The organism is Gymnodinialimonas mytili (assembly GCF_037544085.1).
In the GTDB taxonomy this organism is placed as follows: domain Bacteria; phylum Pseudomonadota; class Alphaproteobacteria; order Rhodobacterales; family Rhodobacteraceae; genus Gymnodinialimonas; species Gymnodinialimonas mytili.
In genome coordinates, this window is the sequence record NZ_JBBIFW010000001.1 from 935,394 (window position 1) to 951,312 (window position 15,919).

The window sequence follows — 15,919 nt, forward strand, 5'->3', positions numbered from 1 at the left end:
TTGGCGCCAGTATGAACAGCGCACGCCGCCGGGCAAGAGGGCTCGCCCTAGAGCCCGCCGCAAACCTTGCAATCGGCCCGGCGCTGCACGACGATTGTGCGGCTTTCCGCGTGCAGTGCGTCGTGGATGATCATCCGACCGCGCAGACCGGTGCCCGCGCCAGTAATCTCCTTGATCGCCTCCAGCGCCATCATCGATCCGATCACACCGGGCAGAGCACCGATCACACCGGTCTCGGAACAGGTTGCAGCCAATTCCGGCCCCGGAGCTTTGGGGAAGATGCAGGCCAGGCAGGGCGCGCCCCCCGCCGGATCGTAAAGCGTCAACTGCCCTTCCCAGGCGGAGATCGCGCCTGCAACCACCGGGCGCCCGGCGGCCACAGCCGCACGGTTGATCAGCGCCCGAGTGGCATAGGTGTCGGTGCCATCCAGGATCAGGTCGAAATCGGCAAACAGCGACTCGGCGATCTCGTCGGTCAATTCGCGATTATAGGGCCGCATATCGACCATCGGGTTAAGCTGTTTGATCGCCTCTTCGGCGGAAAACACTTTGGGCATGTCCAGGCGCGGATCGGTATGGATCACTTGGCGTTGCAAGTTGGTCAGATCCACGGTGTCAGGATCGATGACGCCCAGCCGCCCGACCCCTGCCGCCGCCAAGTACAACAATGCCGGAGAACCCAAGCCCCCCGCCCCCACCACCAGAACCTTGGCGTTTTTCAGCGCCAATTGACCACCGCCGCCGATATCCGGCAAGGTGATATGGCGCGCATAGCGCTCGAGCTCGACGGCCGAAAACGGCCCCGCTGGCGCCGAGGCCTGGCTATCGCGCGCGGCCTCCAACACCTCGGCGCGGCCACGCAACCGAACCAGCAGGGCACGGTAGCCAACCGCCAAAACTGCCGCAGCCCCCAAAAGCAGCCACAAAGCGGGCGAGCCGCCGGTCGCCTCGCGCAGCGGATGACCTTCTGGCAGCGCCACCTGCATTGCCAGTACCGCCACATAGAGCAAGCTGAGCATGTAAACCCGAGCCTGGATCGGCGCTTTCATCAGATGACCGATGCCCCACAGGACCCCTGCGATCAGGAACACAAAGAACATCAATCCGTTCCCGTCGATCCAAAGCCACCCACCCCGCGGGGCGTCTCGGACAACGCCTCGACCATCTCAAAGTGCATTTGGGGGGCTGGTGCGATCACCGCTTGCGCAATCCGCGCGCCATGGGTGACATCGAATGGCATGTCGCCCAGATTGATTAGGATAATCCCCAGCGGCCCGCGATAATCGGCGTCAATGGTCCCGGGCGCATTGGCCAGGGTAACCCCGTGCTTCAGGGCAAGACCTGACCGCGGACGGATCTGCATCTCGAATCCGTCCGGGATCGCCACGCGCAGCCCTGTGGGCACCAGAGCCCGCGCGCCCGGGGCCAGGATCATCCCGGCCCGCTCTGCCGCCGGAAAGTTTGCGCGCAGATCAGCGCCTGCTGCCCCGGCACTCGCATAGCCGGGCAGAGGCACATCCAAATCGGCCCAGTCCTCACGCAGAATCTCGATTTTCATGCGCCCGTTGGCCTCTTCCATTGGCTCCAAATACCCACAAAACACCTCAACCCGCGACCGCGTCGGCAATGCGTTGGGCCAGCCGCCGCGCGACTTCGTCCTTCGGCAATCTAGGCCAATCCTCCGCGCCGTCTTGCGATATCAGCACGATCCGGTTTTCATCCCCACCCATGATACCTGTCTCAGGCGAGACATCATTGGCCACGATCCAATCACAGCCCTTGCGCGCTCGCTTCGCGGTCGCATTGGCCACGACATCGTCGGTCTCCGCCGCAAACCCAACCACCAGCCCAGGCCGCGATTGGCCTTTTGAAATTGTCGCTAGAATGTCGGGATTTTCGGCAAATGACAGCGCCGGAGCTTGGCCCGAGCCATCCTTCTTCATCTTGCTCTCGCTGGCATTCTCGACCCGCCAATCGGCCACCGCTGCAGCAAAGACGGCGGCATCGGCGGGCAAGGCGGCTTCGACCGCATCAAGCATCTGCGCAGCGGTTTCAATCGCCACAATCTCAACGCCGATAGGTGGCCGCACATCGGCGGGTCCAGTCACGAATGTCACCCGCGCACCAAGATCGCGCAATGCTGCCGCTAGCGCGGTGCCCTGCGCCCCCGAGGATCGATTGGCGATATAGCGTACCGGATCGATCGGTTCATGGGTGGGACCGGATGTCACCAAAACGTGGCGCCGTTTCAACGGGCCTTCGCCCAGCGCGGCCCCGATGGCTGCGATGATGTCCGGGACCTCAGCCATCCGGCCTGGCCCGTATTCGCCACAGGCCATATTCCCTTCATCTGGCCCCACGACCAGCACATCATCGCCTGTCAGAATTGCCAGATTGCGTTGGGTCGCCGGATGCTCCCACATCCGCACATTCATCGCGGGCGCGATCAGCACGCGCTTGTCGGTCGCCATCAACAGGGTCGAGGCCAGGTCATTCGCATGTCCATGGGCCATTTTCGCCATCAGATCAGCGGTTGTGGGTGCGACAACGACCAGATCTGCAGCGCGGCTCAGTTCGATATGACCCATCTCGGCCTCGTCAGTCAGATCGAACAAATCACGATATACCTTTTCGGCCGCCAGAGCCGAAGTCGATAGCGGTGTCACAAATTCCTCAGCGGCTTTGGTGAGAACCGGTGTCACCTTCACGCCCTGATCCCGCAATCGACGGATCAGATCCAACGACTTAAAGGCCGCGATCCCGCCACCAATGATCAGTAGAATGCGCTTTCCGGCCAGCATCTTACCCTCCGCCCGTGCCTTATGGGCGTAACCCTATTGCGCTTCGCAGCCTGGGGAAACCGCAGAAAACCAGTTCGCGGGTAGAGCAAGTATGCGGGTCATGTAGTCAGATGCGCAGAGGATTGAATGTATCGGCGACTATGGGACACGAAAAAAGGGCCGGAAAATCCGGCCCAATTCAGCGTTGTGCGAGGTGTTCAGAGCATTTGAGCAAGGCTCATATACACCTCTGGTGCCGCGCTGGATGGTGGGGCCACCAACAAGGTGATGGCGAACAAAAGCACCAACATCGCCAGTGGCGCGATAAAGATCAGACGGCGAAGAATGTCCGAACCTCCTTAGATTGCGCTTCAAGGGTCTTGCGCATCTTGCAAAACGCCGCAGCTTCCAACTGGCGCACCCTCTCTTTCGAAAGGCCCAACTCATTCCCAAGGCTCTCTAATGTCCGTGGATCTTCGCGCAACTTCCTCTCTCGCACGATAAACCGCTCGCGATCATTTAGTGCGTTCATCGAGGTGATCAGCCATTCGCGCAATTGCGCTGTGTCATGATCGTGCTCCACAAGCTCTGTGGCCTGTTCGCTGGTATCTTCCAGCGTGTCGATCCATTCACGACCCTCATCTTCAACCGATTGCGTGGCGTTTAGCGAATAATCTGATCCAGCCAGGCGGCCTTCCATCATCTCCACGTCGTGCAGCGGCACGCCAACTTCGGTCGCGATCATCTGGCGCAATTGATGCTTGTCGAGCACTTCACCCGCCGCCATCGCCTCACGCTCAAGGCGCGCTTGCACGCGGCGCATATTGAAGAACAACGATTTCTGTGATGATGTCGATCCGGTTCGCACCATCGACCAATTACGCATCACGTAATCCTGTATCGATGCTTTGATCCACCACACCGCATAGGTCGAAAAGCGCACGCCGCGGTCGGGATCAAACTTATCGGCCGCTTTCATCAAGCCGAGACCCGCTTCTTGGATCAAGTCGTTCATCGGTGCGCCGTAGCGTTTGAACTTGGCCGCCATGGAAATGGCGAGGCGCATATAAGCCGTAACCAAACGGTGCAAGGATTCTTCGCAGCGATCATCGCGCCATGCGTAGGCGAGGCGCAATTCCGTTTCAGCGTCCAGTAGCTCCGCCTTCATCGCGCGGCGGGAAAGAGACTGGTCTCCGCCCATGTCTAATGCCATAACGACCTCCCGGATCTGGGTTCCTGTTGGCCACGCCGTATCGCGTGGTTCTCAAGGGTTACGACCGGAAAAACCGGTTGGATCACTTTTGCGGACATAAAATTGCGTCTCCCCCCTCTCACCCTAGTTCTCGGCGGCGCCGCCAGCGGAAAGTCCGCGTTTGCCGAAGATCTTTTGGGCCAGTCTGGGCTGGCGAAAGTGTATGTCGCAACGGCCGAGGCGTTCGATGCCGAAATGGCCACCAAGATTGCCGCCCATCGCCAATTGCGCGCGGGGCAAGGCTGGCGCACGATCGAGGCGCCGCGCGATGCGGTGCGCGCTTTGGCGGAAGTTCAAACCGGCGAGGCCGTATTGTTGGACTGCATGACCTTCTGGCTCAGCAACCTGATGCTGCAAAACGAGGAGTGGGAGTCCGAATTGGACGCGCTGAGCGACGCGTTTCGCGACCTCCCTGGGCCGCTGGTCGCCGTCAGCAACGAAGTATCCGGCGGCATCGTCCCTGAAAACGCGCTAGCCCGCGCATTCCAACGCGCGCAAGGCGCCGTGAACCAGCGCCTCGCCCGACAGGCCGATCTGGTGGTGCAGGTGACCGCCGGGTTACCAATGGTCCTGAAAGGGCAGTTGGAGGGCCCCGCGTGGTAAGGCGCCTGATCCTGGTGCGTCACGGCCCCACCCATCAACAGGCATTTACCGGATGGCGGGACGTGCCCGCCGACTTGTCGGATACCGAAGCCGTTGGCCGGATGCGTGATTGGCTTCCCGAAAACGCGCCCATCATTTCTTCCGATCTGAAACGCGCGGTGGCAACCGCCGATGCCATTGCGGGTGGGCGGCGACGCCTGCCGCACGATCCAGATCTGCGTGAGTTCAACTTCGGCGATTGGGACGGGGTAATGTTCGATCAGATCGCCGCAGAGCATCCCGAACTCAGCCGCGCCTTTTGGGAGGAACCGGGTGAAGTGGCCCCGCCCAATGGGGAAAGCTGGAATGATGTCAGTCGCCGCGCCTCGGGCAGCGTCGCAACGCTATTGGCGCGGCACCCGGGCGATCTGATCGTTGTAGCGCATTTCGGCGCGATCCTCTGCCTGATGTCGAGCTTCACGCAACTCGACCCATACACCGCGCTTGGCCACCGGATTGACCCACTATCCGCCACGGCCTTGATCCACGGCGCAGAGGGTTGGGCGCTGGATGTTGTCAATCATCGCCCGTGATCCGCTTCATCACAGGCTTTGGTTTGACGCCACCACGGCGATACGTGTCTATCCCGACATGACATATGCTCTCTTGATCGGACAAAAGTCCTATTCCAGCTGGTCGCTGCGCGGCTGGCTGGCATTCACCGCCTTCGACATCCCGGTCGAGGTCCACTCCGCCTTGATCTACGGCGACTCTTTTTATGACGATGTTGCAGCGTTTGGCGGTCATCGCACGGTGCCCGCAGTGCGAACACCCAAGGGCGGGCTCCTGACCGATAGCCTCGCCATTGGCTGGCATCTGGCCGAGGCCTTCCCCGATCACGGGCTCCTGCCTGAAGATCCCCGCGCCCGCGCCACCGCGATGAGTACGATTGCTGAAATGCATTCCGGCTTCACAGCACTGCGCGGCGCCTGCCCCATGAACCTGCGCACGGGGTGGGCGGGATTTGAGCCTTCTGAAGCCGTGCTGTCCGATGTGGCGCGAGTGGACCAGTTATTCCAAGAGGCGCTCGACGCTTCGGGTGGGCCTTTCTTGCATGGCGCGATCAGCTTGGTGGATGTCTTCTACGCCCCGGTTGTGACACGTCTTTTGACCTATGGGCTGCCAATGTCAGAGCCCACACGCGCCTATGCGCAAGCAGTGACCCGCCTGCCCGTTTTCCAAAAATGGCGCGAGGCGGGGCTGACCGAAGATGACGAGCTTGCAATCTACGATATGCCGCACCTTCAGCGTGTACCGTTTCCGTTACTTTAGATCTGGCTCGTTAACGCTTCGCTAACCAACACCGGCTAGGGCTGGAGCATGTTTGAAAGCAGCTCCCCCGACGCCTTGGCCGTGACCCATTCCGTCGCCTTCGAAGGCCTCGATGCGCGCCGGGTCGAGGTTCAATGCGCCGTCTCGGCGGGCCTGCCCAGCTTTACGATTGTGGGTCTGCCCAATAAAGCCGTGTCGGAAGCGCGCGAACGCGTGCGCTCCGCGCTTCAAGCCATGGCCATTGCGATGCCCTCGCGGCGGATCACGGTGAACCTATCGCCCGCAGATCTTCCGAAAGATGGCTCGCATTTCGATCTGCCCATCGCATTGGCGCTGCTCGCGGCGCTTGGGATCGTACCGAAGGATCGCGTACAGGAAGTCTTGGCGCTCGGGGAATTGTCGCTTGATGGGCGGTTGGTCCCCGTACTGGGAGCGCTGCCCGCAGCGCTGGCGGCGGGCGAAGATGAGCGCGTGTTGTTTTGCCCCGCGGGCTGTGGGGCCGAGGCCGCCTGGGTCGGCATGACATCTGTCTTCGGGGCAAAATCGCTGGCCGAACTGGTTGCGCATCTAACCGACCGGTCGCCGCTGGAACCGGCCCGTCCGGGCGAAGTCATCGCAGAGCGTGGCCCAAAATGCATGTCCGAGGTCCGCGGGCAGGAACGCGCCAAGCGCGCGCTTGAGATTGCCGCCGCGGGGCGTCATCACCTGTTGATGGTCGGTGCGCCGGGCTCTGGCAAATCCATGCTTGCGGCCAGGCTCCCGGGAATTCTGCCGGAGCTTTCGGCGCCCGAAGCGCTGGAAACCTCGATGATCCACTCCCTGGCCGGGTTGCTCAGCGAGGGCGGCATTTCCCGCACCCGGCCGTTTCGCGCGCCCCATCATACCGCCTCGATGGCGGCCATCGTCGGTGGTGGCCGCGGCGCGAAACCGGGCGAGATCAGCCTGGCCCATAACGGTGTGCTCTTTCTGGACGAGTTTCCCGAATACCCGCGCACGGTGTTGGAAACCCTTCGCCAACCAATTGAAACCGGCGATGTCGTGGTGGCCCGCGCCAATGCCCATGTAACCTATCCCTGCCGGTTCCTCTTGATCGCAGCGGCCAATCCCTGCCGCTGCGGGCAGCTCTATGACGCAGGCGCGGCCTGCAATCGCGCGCCGATCTGCGGGCAGGAATACATGGGCAAGATCTCCGGCCCGTTGATGGACCGGTTCGATTTGCGTCTTGAGGTGCCACCGGTGGCCTATGCCGATCTCGACCTGCCTGCCGGCGGAGAAACAAGCGCCGCTATTGCGGAGCGCGTGCGCGCCGCGCGCGCTGTCCAGACGGCACGATTTGAGGCGCTCGGCGCGAATGCCCGCGTGAATGCCGATGCCGAGGGCGCGCTGCTCGATCAGATCGCCATGCCCGACTCAGAAGGCAAAGCCATGCTATTGCAGGCGGCGGATCGGTTTCGATTAACCGCGCGCGGCTATCATCGTGTCTTGCGGCTGGCGCGCACGATTGCAGATCTGGATGGGGCAGAGACCATCAGCACCCCGCATGTTGCCGAAGCCATTGGATATCGCCTGATCGGAGGGTAGCCGCGCGTCACATCGCGGCGACACGCGCCTCAACCGCATCCCAGATCTTCGCAGCGATGTTCACATCGTCAAACCGCTCAAGTTCTTGGATACCTGTGGGCGAGGTCACGTTGATCTCGGTCAGCCAGCCGCCGATGACGTCAATTCCCACGAAGACCTGGCCTGTTTCCTTCAACCGCGGACCGATAATCGCGCAAATCTCGCGCTCGCGCTCGGTCAGTTCTGTCGGTTCGGGGCGGCCGCCGACATGCATATTCGACCGGGTCTCACCCGCTGCAGGTACACGATTGATCCCGCCGACGGGCTCCCCATCCACAAGGATCACCCGTTTATCGCCCGCCGAGACGTCCGGCAAAAACTTTTGCATGATCAGCGGCTCGCGGTTGATCCCGGCAAATAGCTCGTGCAGCGAATTCAGATTGCGATCCTCCGGTGTCAGGCGGAACACACCGGCCCCGCCATTGCCGTAGAGTGGCTTCAGGATAACATCGCCATGGTCTGCCTTAAAGGCTTTCAGGGCGTTCAAATCGCGCGCAATCATCGTCGGCGGGGTCAGATCCGGATAGTCCAATACCAGCAGCTTTTCAGGAAAGTTGCGCACCCAGAAGGGATCATTGACCACTAAGGTCTGCCCCTTCAGACGATCCAGCAGATGGGTGGTGGTGATATAGCCCATATCGAAAGGGGGATCCTGCCGCAGCCAGATCGCGTCAATCTCGGCCAGGTTAAGGATTTCGGGCGCTGTAGCTGTCACATGGTCGCCTTGCACTCGCTGCACGTTAATGCTTCGCGCCGTCGCAAAGATACCGCCCTCGCGGTAGAACAGATCATCGGGCGTATACACATAAAGCTGATGGCCCCGCGCCTGGGCTTCCTCGGCCAGGCGAAATGTGGAATCGGCTGCGATATCCACAGCCTCAATCGGATCCATCTGAAACGCGACACGCATGTTTGGCCCTCCGTCGGTTCGGTTGCGCCTTACTTGGCGCGAGACGGAGGAATGCGCAATGGTCCGCGCCTAGGCGGCCAGAGCGTTGGGTAGAACTTTCAACTGACCAGTGGCATTCACCAGAGCCACATCAAATCGCGCTGGTGTCATCGATTGCTTGGGCATGCGGCCCAAGAAATCTTCTGCCGAGGCCAAAAGGCGTCTGATCTGACGCGCGCCCAGGCTAAATGCAGCCGCATCAAAGCTTCGCGATTTCTTGACCTCAACGAAGATAATCTCGGCGTCTTTCTGAAAAATCAGATCAATTTCGCCTGCTTTCCCGCGCCACCGCTGGTCGATCAACGCATACCCGTGGGCGATATAGGCCCGCGCAACGGTGTCTTCCGCAGCTTCGCCCGCCAGATAAGATGTGATCCCGCTCATCCCTGTTCCTCTTTCAGCCGTAAGGCCGCTTGATACGCATCCCGCCGCGGCACACCCAGATCGGACGCAACCTGCGCCGCTGCCGCTTTGACCGGCAGATCGACCAACGCGGCGCGCAGGGCCTGATCGACATCTTCAGCCGAGGCCGATTTCGGCGGTGCACGGTCAATGACCAGCACAATCTCGCCCTTCAAAACGCGCCCCTCAATCGCTGCGATCACCTGATCAATCGACCCACGCAGAATTTCTTCAAAGCGTTTCGTCAATTCCCGACAGAGCGCCACTTGACGATCCGCCCCATAAAGCTCGCGCAATTCACCTAAGATTCTGTGAACACGTTTAGGGCTTTCATAGAGGATGAGGGTCGCCTGGGCAGCCTCCAACCCCTCCAACCACCGGCGACGGGCGCCGGTCTGGCTGGGAGGAAACCCGGCAAAGAGGAACCGATCCGAGGCGAGCCCCGACACGGTCAGCGCCGCCACCGCCGCAGATGGCCCTGGCGCCGCGAATACACGGTATCCCGCATCGATTGCCGCACGGCCCAGCTGGTAACCGGGATCGGCCACCAACGGCGTTCCGGCCTCTGACACGTAGGCCACGGATTTCTCTTGACCGAGAGCGGCCAGAACCTTCGGGCGTGCTTCCGCTCCGTTGTGATCATGGTAGGCGATCATTGGGCGCCCCGCGACTGGAATGCCATGAATTTCCATAAGCTTGCGTGCTGTACGCGTGTCTTCCGCCGCGATGACATCGGCTCCGGCCAGCACATCCAATGCGCGCAATGTGATATCCCGTGCGGACCCGATTGGCGTCGCCACAAAATGCAATCCAGCCGCTATTTTGCCGCCGAAACCGCTGCGCACGGCTTTGCCGCTCTCGCCTGTCATGTCATCTGCCATCTTGCGCTTGCCCCCTTCGATGGGCCATGTGCGCGTCCAACGGTATCAACCCGCGGCGCAACGTTTACTTGATCGGCCAATCACCTTAGCGTGTTTGTGCGGGCCAATCGTCTGCTAGAACAAGGCTTTTGGCCTCGAGGAGGAGAACACATCATGGTTTCCCGTTTGCAATCTATCCGCAACCCGTTGCGGGTTTTGACAGCCCTTTTCCTGGCTTTTGTTCTGGTGGGATGTCAAACGGGCGGCGGACCGATCGCAATCGGCGGCCCACGCGTTAGCGGCCAAAGCGTTGATGTTGCGATGCTTTTGCCGCTTAGCGGCGCGGGCGGCGACGCCCTGCTGGCACGCAGCCTGGAATCAGCTGCGCGACTTGCCGCGGCAGATGTGGCAGGCTCCGCCACAATCGAGATCACCGTCTACGACACAGCGGGCGATGCCGCGACTGCCGCGGCCCGCGCGCAGGAGGCCGTGTCGGCCGGAGCGGATGTGATTGTCGGACCACTCCGCTCGGACGCGACCGCAGCCGTCGGCGTTGCCGTTGCCAATTCCAACGTCTCGGTGCTGAGCTTCTCGAACAATACAGGCGTGGCAGGCGGCAATGTGCTGATCATGGGCTACACTTTCGCAAACACCGCCGATCGCATCGTGTCCTTCGCCGCCCGCCGTGGGCAGAGCAACATCGTTCTGGTCCACGCGTCTAACCTTGCCGGGCAGGTCGCGCGGGACGCCGTGCGCGGCGCGGCCGCCCGCTCGGGTGCCACGATCTCGGCCACGATCCCTTATGAATTCAGCCAAGTTGGCGTCGTCAATGTCGTGCCGCAGGTGACGGAGGCCGTGCGCAACAATAGTGCAAGCGCCGTACTGCTCACCTCTGACAGCGCGGGCGCACTGCCACTCTTTGCGCAACTCCTCCCTGAAAATGGCCTAGACACTGGAACTGTTCAGTTGATGGGCCTCACCCGCTGGGATATCCCGCCCGCCACGCTGCAATTCTCCGGCTTGCAGGGCGGCTGGTTCACCCTACCCGACAGTGGCGCGGCCGCGCAATTCAACGCCCGCTATGCCGCCGCTAATGGTGGCCAGCCCCATGCGCTGGCTGGCCTGGGATATGATGCGATCCGCGCCGTGTCGCAAGCCGCAGGATCCGGTCGCCTAAGCGCGGGCGATTTTGTCTCTGCCGGTCAGGTTGACGGCGCCGGCGGTGCATTCCGCTTCCTTTCCAATGGCACCATCGAACGCGCTTTGGCGGTGGCCCAGATCGTCGACCAACAGGTGAGTGTGATTGACCCCGCCCCAAGACGCCTTGGCGGTGCCGGTTTCTGACCGGCCCCTAAACCCAAGCCTTTCCACAGCTTCCGAGCCAGGCACGCTTCTGATTGCCTGCGATGAGATCATTGACGCCGCCGCCCTCAGCACGCGGATCGACAAAGTCTGCGACCGCAGCATGGATCACGGCGCCATCCGCGCCGCCACCGTGTCCGAACTGATGGCGGCGCAAGACGCGGCGCGGGTCCGCTTGTCGGACGCCTTCCAGATCGCGCCCCTGGCGGCGCGGCGCACCACACGCGCCTATGCCCATCTGACCGATGTGATCGTGGCGGAGGTGCTACGGGTGGCGCAAACCTATCTGCACCCGTCGGGTGTACCGACCGATAGTGAGCGATTGGCCGTGATGGCCGTCGGCGGCTATGGGCGGTTCGAAATGGCGCCCCATTCCGATGTCGACCTGCTATTTCTAACCCCATGGAAAGTGACGGGCAAAACCGAGAGCGTCATTGAGAGCGCGCTTTACATGCTGTGGGACCTGCGGCTGAAGGTGGGTCATGCCAGCCGCACGGTAAAGGAATGCGTACGCCTCGGACGGCAGGATTACACCATCCGCACCTCCCTACTGGAGATGCGGCACCTGAGTGGCGATACCTCCCTCAGCGACGAATTGCGTGCCGCATTGACCGACCAATTGTTCAAGGGTACCACCAGCGAGTTTGTTGAGGCCAAGCTGGAAGAGCGCGCCAATCGCCACAAAAAACAGGGTGGCCAGCGCTACATGCTTGAGCCAAACGTGAAAGAGGGCAAAGGCGGGTTGCGCGATCTGCAGACACTCTACTGGATCGCGAAATACGAAAACGGCACGGCCCGCGCGGCGGAATTGGTGGATTTGGGTGTGTTCCGCTCCGAGGAATTCGGCGCTTTCGATGCGGCCGAGCGGTTTTTGTGGGCGGTGCGCTGCCATCTGCATCTGATCGCCGGGCGGGCACAGGATGTGCTCAGCTTTGACATGCAGGTCGAGGTCGCCGACCGCCTGGGCTATGCCGACCATTCCGGGCGCCGGGCCGTCGAACACTTCATGCAGGATTATTTTCGTCATGCCACCAAAGTGGGAGAGCTGACGCGGATTTTCCTGACTGGGCTTGAGGCGCGGCTGGTGAAAAAAGAACCGGCGATCCTGGGTTTTCTACGCGGGCGCAACCGCCGCAAGAAGCTGAAGGATGGGTATGAGGTCATCCAAAACCGCCTGAATATCAGCGATGCTGAGACGTTCTTCGAGAACCCTCTAAACATCCTGCGTCTGTTCGAGGAAGGGCTGCGCACTGGCTATCTGATCCACCCCAATGCGATGCGTGAAGTATCTGCGCGGCTGGATCTGATCGACGACGCTCTACGCAGCGACAAGGAAGCGAACCGGATCTTCCTGGATCTGATGCTGAAACACGGGAACCCGGAACGGGCCCTGCGGCGGATGAACGAGTTGGGCGTCTTGGCCGCGTTCCTGCCCGAATTCGCGCCCATCGTCGCGATGATGCAATTCAATATGTATCACAGCTACACGGTGGATGAGCACACGATTCAAGTGGTCTCGACCCTTGCACAGATCGAGCGTGAGGAATTGGTCGAAGAGCTTCCGCTGGTCTCGGGCATTCTGAAACGCGGTGTGAACCGCAAAGTGCTGTTTCTAGCCTGTCTGCTGCACGATATCGGGAAGGGTCAGAACGAAGATCATTCGATCTTGGGCGCCCGTATCGCACGATCCGTGTGTCCCCGCTTGGGCCTGAAACCTGCCGAAGGTGAAACGGTGGAATGGCTGGTGCGCTATCACCTGTTGATGTCCGATATGGCGCAGAAACGCGACATCGCCGATCCACGGACCGTGCGCGACTTCGCAAAGGCAGTAAAAACGCGGGAACGATTGGATCTGCTGACCGTGTTGACCGTCTGCGATATCCGCGGCGTCGGGCCCAATACCTGGAACAACTGGAAAGCCACCTTGCTTCGCGGTCTGCATCGGTCCACCGCGAGCGCGCTGGAAACCGGGTTGGAAGATCTGAACCGCGAGCAGCTTGAAAGCGATGCCAAACGCACCCTGCGCGAGGCATTGGCCGATTGGGACAAGCCGGACCTCAAGGTCGAAATGGGCCGCCATTACGGACCCTATTGGCAGGGTCTGGATCTGGGCACGCAGGTGACATTCGCCACGATGCTGCGCGATCTTCCCGATGACGAAATCCGGATCGACACCAAGCAGGATGAAGATCGCGACGCCACGCGTGTGTGTTTTGCCCTGGCCGATCACCCCGGGATCTTCTGTCGCCTTGCGGGGGCGCTCTCGCTTGTGGGCGCGAATGTGGTCGATGCGCGGACCTACACGTCGAAAGACGGCTACGCCACCGCCGTGTTCTGGGTCCAGGATCGCGACGGGTCCCCCTATGAAAAGGCGCGCCTGCCGCGGCTGACGGGCATGATCCGCAAAACGCTAATGGGGGAGGTTCTGGCTTCCGAAGCGATGGAGCGACGCGACAAGATCAAGAAACGCGAACGTCCGTTCAATGTGCCCACGACCATCACCTTCGACAATGATGGGTCCGAGATCTACACCATCATCGAGGTCGATACCCGCGACAGGCCCGGCTTGCTTTATGATCTGACCAAAACGCTGGCGGCCTCAAATATCTACATCGCCTCCGCCGTCATCGCGACCTATGGCGTGCAGGTGGTCGACACATTCTACGTGAAGGATACGTTCGGGTTGAAATTGCATTCCGAAAACCGTCGACAGAGTCTTGAGAAAAAGCTGCGCGCTGCCATTGCGGCCGTGGCCGAGCGGGCGGGAGCCTAGGTGGCGATGGCCGCGATCCGGCCCATCCGATTGTTAAGCGGGTTTTTCACTGTCGGCGTCTGGACGATGGTCAGCCGTCTGCTGGGTTTTGTGCGCGACATCATGATCGCCGCTCTGATGGGTAGCGGCCCGGCAGCCCAGGCCTTTCTGGTGGCCTTCGCCCTGCCCAACATGTTCCGCCGTTTCTTTGCCGAGGGTGCGTTTAATACCGCCTTTGTACCGCTCTTCTCGAAAAAGCTGGAAGCCGACGAAGATGCCGAGCGCTTTGCGCAGGATGCGTTTGCCGGGCTGGCGAGCCTTCTGATCATCTTCACGTTTTTCGCCACCCTAGCGATGCCTTGGCTGGTTCTGGCGATGGCCAGCGGGTTTGCCAATGACGCCCGATTTGACCTGGCGGTGGATTACGGCCGCATCTGTTTTGCCTATATCCTGTTCATATCCCTGGCGGCACTGATGTCGGGTGTCTTGAACGCTGCTGGCCGGTTCGCCGCCGCCGCCGCCGCGCCGGTCTTGCTGAATTTGATTTTGGTCGGAGCGCTGTTCGGCGCCCAGGCAACTTATGGTGAGATGGAGATCCCGGAGCCGATCTATGGCCGGGTCTTGTCCATCGCTGTTCCCATCGCCGGGATCGCGCAATTGGCGCTGGTCTGGATCGCAGCCGCGCGCGCCGGATTTTCGTTGCGCCCGCGCCTGCCGCGAATGACACCGGATTTGAAACGACTGGCGATCATTGCACTACCCGCGATGCTGGCCGGCGGGGTGGTGCAGATCAACCTTCTGGTCGGGCGCAATGTTGCAAGCTGGTTTGACGGCGCGATTGCCTGGCTCAGCTATGCGGATCGTCTGTACCAATTGCCGTTGGGTGTTGTGGGGATTGCCATCGGGGTCGTGCTGCTGCCCGAACTATCGCGTCGTTTGCGTGCCGATGACGGTCTGGGCGGGCGTTTTGCGCTGAGCCGCGCGGCCGAGGTCGCCATGGCACTAACCATCCCAGCAGCGGCGGCGCTGATCACCATTCCGGTTCCGCTTATCTCTGTCCTCTTCGAACGGGGCGAATTCACCTCGGACGACACCGCCGCGACCGCTTTGGCCCTGTCGGTCTATGCCTTGGGCCTGCCCGCTTTCGTGCTGCAAAAGGTCTACCAACCGCTCTATTTCGCGCGGGAAGACACACGCACGCCGTTCCGCTTCGCGCTGGTGGCGATGGTCGTCAACGCGGTTTTGGCGGTTGGTTTGGGATTGCTGATCGGATTTCTGGGCGCGGCGATTGCGACCACCGTCGCGGCCTGGGTGATGGTCTGGCAATTGTCGCGCGGACGGCGGCAGATGGGATCGGTCGCTACGTTCGATAATCAATTCCGCTCAAGGCTGTGGCGGGTCTGCGCAGCATCGGCCCTTATGGCCGTGGTGTTGTGGGGCAGCGTCCTGGTCATTGGGCCGGTGCTTGGCGTACCGGGCTGGCGCTATGCGGCGCTGGCGATCTTGGTTGCATTGGGACTTGGCAGCTATTTCCTATTCGGCCGCGCATTTGGTGCGTTCAAACTCAGTGATTTTCGCGGCGCTTTACGGCGCTAAGCCCCTAACGCAGGCGCGCGCAGCACCTGCACCGCGTTGATCCGCCAGCCATTTTCCGTCTCGACCATCGCATAACCCAGATAATGCAAGGTGCCCGCCTGATCGACGACTTCGACCCGCTGCACAATAACACCACCCAAGGTCTGCAAGTCGATGAATTCCACCTGCGCAGGGTCCCAAACCATCGGATATCCGTTCTGCACCATCTGACCGAACCGGTCGGGGTTGCCAAACAGACCTTGGATCATCGGGCTGGCATATTGCCAAGCATCTTGGATGTCTTCGCGCCGGAATGCGTCGAATTGGGCGCCAATCGTGGCCTCAATATCCGGGTTTGGAGCCAGCATTTCTTGCGCCTGTGCGGGTTGCTGTGCCGCGAACGCAGCGCTCAGGATCAGCGCGAGGCAAAGGGCAAAAATACGGATCATAGGG

Annotated in this window: 15 protein-coding genes; 7 read left to right on the forward strand and 8 right to left on the reverse strand. The window is 61.2% G+C overall.

Annotated features, from left to right (window positions below):
• Nucleotides 1-47: 47 nt before the first annotated feature.
• The 4 genes from V8J82_RS04645 to V8J82_RS04660 all read right to left on the reverse strand — a co-directional run bounded on the left by V8J82_RS04645 (nt 48) and on the right by V8J82_RS04660 (nt 3,993).
• On the reverse strand, nt 48-1,100 hold the full coding sequence (locus V8J82_RS04645; RefSeq protein ID WP_339972630.1) for a HesA/MoeB/ThiF family protein: 1,053 nt from the start codon (nt 1,098-1,100) through the stop codon (nt 48-50).
• On the reverse strand, nt 1,100-1,558 hold the full coding sequence (dut, locus tag V8J82_RS04650) for a dUTP diphosphatase (RefSeq protein ID WP_339972633.1): 459 nt from the start codon (nt 1,556-1,558) through the stop codon (nt 1,100-1,102). Before dut ends, V8J82_RS04645 begins: the two co-directional genes overlap by 1 nt.
• Before the next feature lie 46 nt (nt 1,559-1,604).
• The gene (gene coaBC / locus V8J82_RS04655; RefSeq protein WP_339972635.1) at nt 1,605-2,801 is read right to left on the reverse strand and encodes a bifunctional phosphopantothenoylcysteine decarboxylase/phosphopantothenate--cysteine ligase CoaBC; all 1,197 of its coding nucleotides are present in this window, start codon (nt 2,799-2,801) and stop codon (nt 1,605-1,607) included.
• Nucleotides 2,802-3,111: 310 nt separating this feature from the next.
• Complete coding sequence (locus tag V8J82_RS04660; RefSeq protein ID WP_339972637.1) at nt 3,112-3,993, reverse strand: RNA polymerase factor sigma-32; 882 nt, start codon at nt 3,991-3,993, stop codon at nt 3,112-3,114.
• Nucleotides 3,994-4,095: 102 nt separating this feature from the next.
• On the opposite strand from V8J82_RS04660, the gene cobU reads away from it, so the two are divergent.
• From cobU to V8J82_RS04680, 4 genes are read left to right on the forward strand one after another with little or no spacing between them, the layout of a single operon-like run.
• Complete coding sequence (cobU, locus tag V8J82_RS04665) at nt 4,096-4,635, forward strand: bifunctional adenosylcobinamide kinase/adenosylcobinamide-phosphate guanylyltransferase (RefSeq protein ID WP_339972640.1); 540 nt, start codon at nt 4,096-4,098, stop codon at nt 4,633-4,635.
• On the forward strand, nt 4,629-5,207 hold the full coding sequence (locus tag V8J82_RS04670; RefSeq protein WP_339972642.1) for a histidine phosphatase family protein: 579 nt from the start codon (nt 4,629-4,631) through the stop codon (nt 5,205-5,207). The genes cobU and V8J82_RS04670 overlap by 7 nt, the downstream gene beginning before the upstream one ends.
• A gap of 58 nt (nt 5,208-5,265) precedes the next feature.
• On the forward strand, nt 5,266-5,946 hold the full coding sequence (locus V8J82_RS04675) for a glutathione S-transferase (RefSeq protein WP_339972644.1): 681 nt from the start codon (nt 5,266-5,268) through the stop codon (nt 5,944-5,946).
• Nucleotides 5,947-5,994: 48 nt separating this feature from the next.
• Nucleotides 5,995-7,527, forward strand: coding sequence for a YifB family Mg chelatase-like AAA ATPase (locus V8J82_RS04680; RefSeq protein ID WP_339972646.1), 1,533 nt, complete (start codon nt 5,995-5,997; stop codon nt 7,525-7,527).
• A 7-nt stretch (nt 7,528-7,534) separates the two neighbouring features.
• Here V8J82_RS04680 and gshB read toward each other — a convergent pair whose 3' ends face one another.
• From gshB to rsmI, 3 genes are all read right to left on the reverse strand, one after another.
• Nucleotides 7,535-8,476 (reverse strand): glutathione synthase, encoded by a 942-nt coding sequence (gshB, locus tag V8J82_RS04685; RefSeq protein ID WP_339972648.1) that lies wholly within the window; start codon nt 8,474-8,476, stop codon nt 7,535-7,537.
• A gap of 69 nt (nt 8,477-8,545) precedes the next feature.
• Entirely contained in the window at nt 8,546-8,899 is a 354-nt protein-coding gene (locus V8J82_RS04690) for a YraN family protein (RefSeq protein WP_339972650.1), read from the reverse strand.
• Entirely contained in the window at nt 8,896-9,798 is a 903-nt protein-coding gene (gene rsmI / locus V8J82_RS04695; protein WP_339972652.1) for a 16S rRNA (cytidine(1402)-2'-O)-methyltransferase, read from the reverse strand. The genes V8J82_RS04690 and rsmI overlap by 4 nt, the downstream gene beginning before the upstream one ends.
• A 153-nt stretch (nt 9,799-9,951) precedes the next feature.
• Between rsmI and V8J82_RS04700 the strand changes: the two genes are divergently transcribed.
• Genes V8J82_RS04700 through murJ form a run of 3 tightly spaced genes read left to right on the forward strand, consistent with a single transcriptional unit; the run spans nt 9,952 to nt 15,487 of the window.
• Complete coding sequence (locus V8J82_RS04700; RefSeq protein WP_339972654.1) at nt 9,952-11,121, forward strand: penicillin-binding protein activator; 1,170 nt, start codon at nt 9,952-9,954, stop codon at nt 11,119-11,121.
• The gene (locus V8J82_RS04705; protein ID WP_439650032.1) at nt 11,081-13,912 is read left to right on the forward strand and encodes a [protein-PII] uridylyltransferase; all 2,832 of its coding nucleotides are present in this window, start codon (nt 11,081-11,083) and stop codon (nt 13,910-13,912) included. The genes V8J82_RS04700 and V8J82_RS04705 overlap by 41 nt, the downstream gene beginning before the upstream one ends.
• A gap of 15 nt (nt 13,913-13,927) precedes the next feature.
• Nucleotides 13,928-15,487 (forward strand): murein biosynthesis integral membrane protein MurJ, encoded by a 1,560-nt coding sequence (murJ, locus tag V8J82_RS04710; protein WP_339974523.1) that lies wholly within the window; start codon nt 13,928-13,930, stop codon nt 15,485-15,487.
• On the opposite strand, the gene V8J82_RS04715 is transcribed toward murJ, so the two are convergent.
• Nucleotides 15,484-15,915 (reverse strand): DUF4864 domain-containing protein, encoded by a 432-nt coding sequence (locus tag V8J82_RS04715; RefSeq protein ID WP_339972656.1) that lies wholly within the window; start codon nt 15,913-15,915, stop codon nt 15,484-15,486. The two genes, murJ and V8J82_RS04715, sit on opposite strands and share 4 nt — an antisense overlap.
• Nucleotides 15,916-15,919 lie beyond the last annotated feature (4 nt).

What these genes read in the sequence shown, in the direction of transcription:
- V8J82_RS04660 (WP_339972637.1), bottom strand. Translation starts at nt 3,993, where the DNA reads ATGGCATTAGACATGGGCGGAGACCAGTCTCTTTCCCGCCGCGCGATG.
- rsmI (WP_339972652.1), bottom strand. Translation starts at nt 9,798, where the DNA reads ATGGCAGATGACATGACAGGCGAGAGCGGCAAAGCCGTGCGCAGCGGT.
- V8J82_RS04700 (WP_339972654.1), top strand. Translation starts at nt 9,952, where the DNA reads ATGGTTTCCCGTTTGCAATCTATCCGCAACCCGTTGCGGGTTTTGACA.
- dut (WP_339972633.1), bottom strand. Translation starts at nt 1,558, where the DNA reads ATGAAAATCGAGATTCTGCGTGAGGACTGGGCCGATTTGGATGTGCCT.
- gshB (WP_339972648.1), bottom strand. Translation starts at nt 8,476, where the DNA reads ATGCGTGTCGCGTTTCAGATGGATCCGATTGAGGCTGTGGATATCGCA.
- V8J82_RS04715 (WP_339972656.1), bottom strand. Translation starts at nt 15,915, where the DNA reads ATGATCCGTATTTTTGCCCTTTGCCTCGCGCTGATCCTGAGCGCTGCG.
- V8J82_RS04680 (WP_339972646.1), top strand. Translation starts at nt 5,995, where the DNA reads ATGTTTGAAAGCAGCTCCCCCGACGCCTTGGCCGTGACCCATTCCGTC.
- V8J82_RS04675 (WP_339972644.1), top strand. Translation starts at nt 5,266, where the DNA reads ATGACATATGCTCTCTTGATCGGACAAAAGTCCTATTCCAGCTGGTCG.
- coaBC (WP_339972635.1), bottom strand. Translation starts at nt 2,801, where the DNA reads ATGCTGGCCGGAAAGCGCATTCTACTGATCATTGGTGGCGGGATCGCG.
- V8J82_RS04645 (WP_339972630.1), bottom strand. Translation starts at nt 1,100, where the DNA reads ATGTTCTTTGTGTTCCTGATCGCAGGGGTCCTGTGGGGCATCGGTCAT.
- V8J82_RS04690 (WP_339972650.1), bottom strand. Translation starts at nt 8,899, where the DNA reads ATGAGCGGGATCACATCTTATCTGGCGGGCGAAGCTGCGGAAGACACC.